Origin of the sequence: Sinomonas sp. G460-2 (assembly GCF_047759905.1) — a bacterium.
In the GTDB taxonomy this organism is placed as follows: Bacteria; Actinomycetota; Actinomycetes; order Actinomycetales; family Micrococcaceae; genus Sinomonas.
In genome coordinates this window covers 1-5,111 of sequence record NZ_JBKZWT010000260.1, presented here as the reverse complement: position 1 = coordinate 5,111, position 5,111 = coordinate 1, and the positions used below count along the sequence as shown (strand labels likewise).

The following is a 5,111-nucleotide window of genomic DNA, read 5'->3' as shown; positions in this document are numbered from 1 at the left end:
TGGGGCGCACGACGGCGGGTGGCTCAGTAAGCCTGCCAGGCCGGCTTCTGCGCGTGCGTGTACTGGTAGTACTCCGTGTGCTCGAGCCGCGACGCGGCCGCCGTGTCCACGAGCACCGTGGTGTGCGGGTGGAGCTGGAGGGCCGAGGCCGGGCAGTTCGCCGCGATCGGGCCCTCGACCGCGGCCGCGATCGCGCGCGCCTTCGGGTCCCCGAGGCCAATGAGCAGCAGGTGCCGGGCCTCCCGGATCGTCCCGAGCCCCTGCGTGAGGACGTGGTGCGGGACGTCCTCGAGGCTCGGGAAGAACCGTGCGTTGTCCCGGCGCGTCTGCTCGGTCAGCGTCTTGATCCGCGTGCGGGAGGCGAGGGAGGACATCGGCTCGTTGAAGCCTACGTGCCCGTCCGTGCCAATCCCGAGCAGCTGGACGTCGACGCCGCCGGCGGCAGCGATCTCGGCGTCGTAACGGACCGCCTCCTCCTCGGGGTCCCCGGCCTGCCCGTCGATGCTGTGGACCGCGCCGGCGCGGAAGTCGACGCTGTCCGTGAACTCGCGGCGGATCACCGAGCGGTAGGACTCCGGGTGGTCTGCGGGGAGCCCGAGGTACTCGTCGAGCGTGAACGCCTGGGCGTTGGCGAAGGAGAGGCCCTCGTCGCGGTGGCGGCGGATGAGCTCCCGGTACGTGCCGAGGGGGGTCGAGCCGGTCGCGAGGCCGAGGACCGCGGGGCCCCTCTCGACTCGGGCCTGGATGATGTCCGCGGCGGTGCGGGCCACGGCGTCGGCGTCGGGCAGGACGATGATCTCCATGTGCTGGTTCCCGGCGCTTACTTCGCGGGCTCGGTCTCGACCGAGACCTCGTCGTCTTCGCGTCCGGGCGTCCGGAGGTTCCACCGCTTGATGACGAACGAGAACAGGAAGTAGTAGATCGCTCCATACGCGAGGCCGATCGGGATGAGCAGCCACGCGTTCTGCGCTTTGCCGAAGTTCAGAATGAAGTCGATGAGCCCCGCCGAGAACGTGAAGCCGTCGTGGATCCCGAGCAGATTGACGAGGGCGAGCGACGTCCCGGTCAGCACGGCGTGGATCACGTAGAGCGGGAACGCGACGAACATGAACGAGTACTCGATCGGCTCCGTGATGCCCGTGAGGAACGCGGTCAGCGCGGTCGAGAGCATGATGCCGCCCACGATCTTCTTCTGCGAGGGCTTCGCGTGCCGCCAGATGGCGAAGGCGGCCGCCGGGAGGCCGAACATCATGATCGGGAAGAAGCCGGTCATGAACGTTCCCGCGCTCGGATCGCCGGCGAAGAAGCGGTTGAGGTCGCCGCGCACGAGCGTCCCGGACGCGTTCGTGTAGTCGCCGACGAGGAACCAGACCATGGAGTTGAGGATGTGGTGCAGGCCCGCGGGGATGAGCATGCGGTTCGCGAAGCCGTAGATCCCGCCGCCGATCACGGTGTTGGACGCCACGGACTGGCCGACCCACGAGAGGGCCGCGTTGAAGATCGGGTACAGGAACGAGAGGGCCACGCCGACCACGAGGCTCGTGACGGAGGTCAGGATGGGCACGAGGCGGCGTCCCGAGAAGAAGCCGAGGAAGTCCGGGAGCTTGGTGCGGTAGAACCGCTGCCACAGACCCGCGGAGAGCAGGCCCACGATGATGCCCGCGAGGACGCCGTAGTTGATGACGGCGGGCTTGCCCGCGGGATCGGTCTGGCCCGCGAGGACCACGGGGCTCATGGCCTTGAAGACCCCGTCGATGACCATGTACCCGACCACGGCGGCGAGCGCCGTGGAGCCGTCCGCCTTCTTGGCCCAGCCGATCGCGATGCCGACGGCGAAGATGAGCGGGAGCCACGTGAAGACCGCGTTGCCCGCGGCGGAGATGACCGAGGCGCCGGCCTGGAAGCCGGGGATCGCGCCGAGCAGGTCGGCCTGGCCGAGGCGCAGGAGGATGCCGGCCGCGGGGAGGACCGCGATCGGCAGCATGAGGGTGCGGCCTAGCCGCTGGAGGGTGGCGAAGACCGCGTTCGGCTTCTTCTCGCCGGTCAGGACGGCCGCATCAGAGGTAGACATCGCATGCACCTTTGCGTGAATCGAAGGGGGCTGGGAGACCTGTCGGATGAGCAGGTAATGTCTGGTTATGACCAGTTCAGTGTGATGTGTGTCGCGGCCCCGTGTCAAGGGGTACGAGTGCTCGGCCGCCAATGGCGCGGTCGCTAGATCAGAGCCGCACTTCCATGCTGAGCGCGTAGCGGTCCGAGCGGTACCACGAGCGCGCGTGCTCGATCGCGAGATCGCCGGAGAACGAGGTCCGGTCGAAGAACAGCACGGGCCCGCCGGCCTCCGTGCCGAGCAGCACCGCGACGTCGGAGGGCGCGGCCTCGGCCCGGACGGTCTGCCTGGCCCGGTCGATCTGGTGGCCGAACTCAGCGGCGAGGGCGCGATAGATCGAGCCCGTGAGGTCGATGCCGAGCAGCCCGCCGGCGTGCTTCGCGTTGTACCACGCGTCGTCGACGCTCACCGGCCGCCCGTCGGCCAGACGCAGGCGCCGGACGTGGATCGCCTCGGCGCCCCGCGCGAGGCCGAGCGCGGAGGCGGAGTCTGGTGGCGCCGTCGTCCGTTCCGCGGTGAGGACCACGGTGCTCGGGGTGAGCCCCTGGGCCTCGATCTCCTGAGTGAACGAGGCGAGGTGAAGCGTGGACTGGACCGCCGAATCGGCCACGAACGTGCCCTTTCCCGGCACGCGGACCAACTGCCCGTCGGTCACGAGGCGGCCGATCGCCGCCCGGACCGTGATCCGGCTGACCCCGTACACGTCCATGAGCGTCCGCTCGCTCGGGAGGAGCGCTCCGGGCGCGAGCTCGTCCTTGGCGAGGCGGAGGAGGATGGCGCGGAGCTGCTCGTGCTTGGGCACGGGGCTGTCGTTCAATGCGGACGACGGCGACCAGTCCTCGTGCGATGCGCTCACCCGAGCCTCCGCTCCCTTGGGGTGTCGATTCGGTGGGTCGAATCGGCGTCCGAATCGGCGTCCGAATCGGCGTCTAAATCAGTGGTTCGATCCAGTCAGGACCATAGTAGGCCACGCTACCCTAGGCGGAGGCACGATTTCCAAGGAGGCCGCGTGAGCGCGACGACCCTGACCGCCCGTGCGGTCCTGCTCGACATGGACGGGACCCTCGTGAACTCCGACGCCGTCGTGGAACGCGTGTGGCGGCGATGGGCCGCCCGCCACTCGCTCGACCCCGCCAAGGTGCTCTCCGTGATCCACGGGCGGCAGGGCCATCTGAGCATGGCGATCCTGCTCCCCGAGCGGCCCGTCGAAGAGAACCTCGCCGAGAACGTGAACATGCTCGCCGAGGAGAGCGCGGACGTGGACGGCGTGGTGGCCGTGCCTGGGGCCCCGGCCCTCCTCGACGCGCTCGTCGGCGCGCCGCACGCGCTCGTGACCTCGGCCGACGACACCCTGGCCCGCGTGCGCATGGGCGCCGCCGGCCTCCCGCTCCCGCCGCTCCTCATCACGGCCGAGCTCGTCTCCGCGAGCAAGCCCGATCCCGAGGGTTTCCTCATGGCCGCCGCGCGGCTCGGCGTGGATCCGGGCGAATGCCTCGTGCTCGAGGACTCGGAGGCCGGGATCCTCGCTGGCCTCTCGGCCGGGATGTGCGTGCTCGGCGTGGGCCCGCGCGCCGCGGCCTTCGGCCCCACGCATCACGCGCCCGACCTCGCGGGCATCACGGTCGAGTACGCCCCCGGAGGGAGCATCAGCCTCACCCTCGCCGACCAGGCCACCTAAGGTGTGGGGTCCCGTCCGGCGGGTTGTGGGGTCCCGTCTCCTAGGATCGGGCCGCGAGGAGCTGCTCCCGCAGGATGTCCGCGTGGCCGCAGTGCTGCGCGAGTTCGCGGAGCATGTGCAGGTACACCCAGCGCAGGGGGAGCGGCCCGCGCCGATTGCCGAGCACCTCGTCGTCGAGCGTGAAGCCCGCCGCCGCGCGCCGCGAGTCCTCGCATGCCGCGCGGTAGGCGGCTTGGACCGACGCGATGGTGTCGCCGTCGTCGAGGATGAACGATTCGTCGGGGGTCGCGGGAATGCCGATCTCCTGGCGCGAGCGCAGCGTGATCGCCTCGTCGAACCACACCTTTTCGACGAACGCGGCGTGCTTGACGAGGCCCAGGAGCGTGGTTCGCGACGGCACGAGTGAGGCCCGCGCCTCGGCCTCCGTGAGCCCGTCGAGGCACGCGTGCAGCGCGGCGCGGTGCTCGTCGATGAAGGTTTCGAACTGCGTGCGGAGGTCGGCGTGGAAGGACTCGCGGTCCATGCTCGGCATCGTCGTCATGGGCCGGAGTCTAGCCGGGCGCGCGGCGGGCCCAGCGCGGGGCGGGCCCAGCGTGGGGCGTGCTCGGGAAGCGGCCCGACCGCCACGAAGCGCGCGGGGATGGCCTGCAGCACGGGGAACTCCTCGAGGATCCTAAGCGGCATCGGGAGCGCCCCGCCCGGCTCGGCCCCTGGGCGGTCGAACGCGTCCTCGTCCAGGATCCGGCCGACCACGCCGCGGTGCGCGGCCTGCTGGAACCCTTGCACGAGCACCGTGGGCCACCAGCGCCGCCGCTGCACGCTCTGCAGGACGGACTCGGGCACCGGCCCGCCCCTCAGGAGCGCGGGCCGCACGATCCGGGCCGCCGCAACGGCGTCCTGGATCGCGAGGTTGATCCCCACGCCGCCCACGGGGCTCATCGCGTGCGCCGCGTCGCCGATCACGAGCAGCCCGGGCAGGTGCCACCGTTCGAGGCGGTCGAGCCTCACCTCGAGCAGCTTGACGTCATCGAACGACGACGGCGCGCCGGCCAGGCGGTCGGCGAGCCACGGCTGGAGCGCGGCGAGGCGCGCGCGGAACCGCTCGAGGCCCTCCGCCCGCAGCTTGGCGTCGGCGCCCTTGCGGATGATGTAGCCGCACTGCCAGTAGTCGCCGCGGTCGACCATGATGAGGAACTGCCCGCGGGACGCGCGGCCGAAGCCGCCGTCGGGGTCGTCCGCGTGGCGCGGGACGCGGAACCACCACACGTCCATAGGTGCACCGAACGCGTGCGGCGTGAGCCCGGCGGCGTCGCGGACGGCCGA

6 protein-coding genes are annotated in these 5,111 nt (G+C 71.0%); 1 reads left to right on the top strand and 5 read right to left on the bottom strand.

The genetic code is table 11. From position 1 onward, the window contains the following. Window positions 1-23: 23 nt before the first annotated feature. The 3 genes from nagB to ACLN58_RS17470 all read right to left on the bottom strand — a co-directional run bounded on the left by nagB (window position 24) and on the right by ACLN58_RS17470 (window position 2,966). On the bottom strand, window positions 24-803 hold the full coding sequence (gene nagB / locus ACLN58_RS17480; RefSeq protein ID WP_415856521.1) for a glucosamine-6-phosphate deaminase: 780 nt from the start codon (window positions 801-803) through the stop codon (window positions 24-26). Between the two features lie 17 nt (window positions 804-820). Next, window positions 821-2,071, bottom strand: coding sequence for a PTS transporter subunit EIIC (locus ACLN58_RS17475; protein ID WP_415856520.1), 1,251 nt, complete (start codon window positions 2,069-2,071; stop codon window positions 821-823). 148 nt (window positions 2,072-2,219) lie between these two features. Beyond that, the gene (locus ACLN58_RS17470; RefSeq protein ID WP_415856519.1) at window positions 2,220-2,966 is read right to left on the bottom strand and encodes a GntR family transcriptional regulator; all 747 of its coding nucleotides are present in this window, start codon (window positions 2,964-2,966) and stop codon (window positions 2,220-2,222) included. A 153-nt stretch (window positions 2,967-3,119) separates the two neighbouring features. Here ACLN58_RS17470 and ACLN58_RS17465 point away from each other — a divergent pair, with 153 nt between their 5' ends. Beyond that, window positions 3,120-3,788, top strand: a complete 669-nt coding sequence (locus ACLN58_RS17465) for an HAD-IA family hydrolase (protein ID WP_415856518.1) — start codon at window positions 3,120-3,122, stop codon at window positions 3,786-3,788. Between the two features lie 40 nt (window positions 3,789-3,828). On the opposite strand, the gene ACLN58_RS17460 is transcribed toward ACLN58_RS17465, so the two are convergent. Then, the gene (locus ACLN58_RS17460; protein WP_415856517.1) at window positions 3,829-4,329 is read right to left on the bottom strand and encodes a DinB family protein; all 501 of its coding nucleotides are present in this window, start codon (window positions 4,327-4,329) and stop codon (window positions 3,829-3,831) included. After that, window positions 4,326-5,111: FAD-dependent monooxygenase (locus ACLN58_RS17455; RefSeq protein WP_415856516.1), on the bottom strand; the 786-nt coding region annotated here is incomplete at its 5' end. The genes ACLN58_RS17460 and ACLN58_RS17455, both read right to left, overlap by 4 nt.

Bases quoted from the DNA above. Each gene is read 5' to 3' on its own strand.
- nagB (WP_415856521.1), bottom strand. From the start codon at position 803: ATGGAGATCATCGTCCTGCCCGACGCCGACGCCGTGGCCCGCACCGCC.
- ACLN58_RS17475 (WP_415856520.1), bottom strand. From the start codon at position 2,071: ATGTCTACCTCTGATGCGGCCGTCCTGACCGGCGAGAAGAAGCCGAAC.
- ACLN58_RS17460 (WP_415856517.1), bottom strand. From the start codon at position 4,329: ATGACGACGATGCCGAGCATGGACCGCGAGTCCTTCCACGCCGACCTC.